The organism is Pseudoroseomonas cervicalis ATCC 49957 (genome assembly GCF_000164635.1).
Taxonomy (GTDB): Bacteria; Pseudomonadota; Alphaproteobacteria; order Acetobacterales; family Acetobacteraceae; genus Pseudoroseomonas; species Pseudoroseomonas cervicalis.
In genome coordinates this window covers 1-985 of record NZ_GG771077.1, presented here as the reverse complement: position 1 = coordinate 985, position 985 = coordinate 1, and the positions used below count along the sequence as shown (strand labels likewise).

At 76.5% G+C, this 985-nt stretch carries 2 protein-coding genes; one reads left to right on the top strand and one right to left on the bottom strand.

The window, feature by feature from the left end; genetic code table 11:
• On the top strand, nucleotides 1-502 hold a 502-nt coding region (locus tag HMPREF0731_RS21810; protein ID WP_157136283.1), incomplete at its 5' end, for a hypothetical protein.
• A 61-nt stretch (nucleotides 503-563) separates the two neighbouring features.
• Here HMPREF0731_RS21810 and HMPREF0731_RS21805 read toward each other — a convergent pair.
• Nucleotides 564-985: MotE family protein (locus tag HMPREF0731_RS21805; RefSeq protein WP_040614392.1), on the bottom strand; the 422-nt coding region annotated here is incomplete at its 5' end.

Genomic DNA, 985 nt, shown 5'->3' with positions numbered 1-985 from the left:
CACGCCGCCGGCCCCGGGGCACGCCGCCGCCCAGGCCCCGGAGACGCAGACCATGGAGGGGGTGCTGCATTTCGCCACCACCGCGCCGCTGGCCTGGTGCGCCCGGCGTGGCGAATGGTGCCTGGATCTGGTGCGCAGCGGGCGCGAGGACCTGCCCTGGCGCATGGCGCTGCGCCGCGCCGACCTGCCGCAGGAGGCGGTGCCGCTGGCCGAGGCCGCGACGCTCGACGCGGTGCTGCAGCTCTCCCGCCGCCTGTTCGCCCAGGGCGGGCTGTGGGGCGGCGGGCTGGCGGCGGGCGGGCCCGGCGGCGTCGGGCGCGAGCTGCGCCAGGCGGCGGATCTGCTGGAAGGCGACCTGGAGTTCAGCCTGCCCGCCGGCCGCAGCCAGATGACTGCCCTGGCCGAAGGCGGCTATGCGCTGCGCGACAGCACCGGGCTGCACCCGATCTCCGCCCAGCTGGCCGACCGGCTGCTGGCCCAGGCGCCGCAGCGCCGCGGCTGAGATTGGCGAAAAACCGATGAAATCAGGGCCGGGGTGATCTCCCCGGCCCCGGTCCGCCGGGTCAGTTGCTGACCCGGAAGGCCTCGCGCCGGCCGGCGATCTCCTGCGTCACCGCCAGCGCCGCCGGCGGCTCCATCTGCGCCAGGATCGGGCCGGCCTGGCGCTCCGGGATCTTCAGCAGGATCACCGCGGCGCGCGGCGGCTCCAGCCGCTCCAGCACCTTGGCCGCCTGCTGCGGCCGCATGTTCACGTAGAGCGAGACCAGCGCGTCGATATCGGATTCGGCGGCGCCGCTCTCCTTGGCGACCAGCCGCTCCACCTCCTCGCGCAGCCGGCTCAGCTCGGCGATCTGGGCGCGCACGATCCCCTCGGCCGCCTGCAGCCGGGCCTCGCGCCCTTCCAGCGCGCGCTCGCGCCGCTCGATCTCGGCCTGGCGGCGGGTCACCTCGGCCAGCAGCCGCCCCTCGCCGGGGCGCTCCTCGC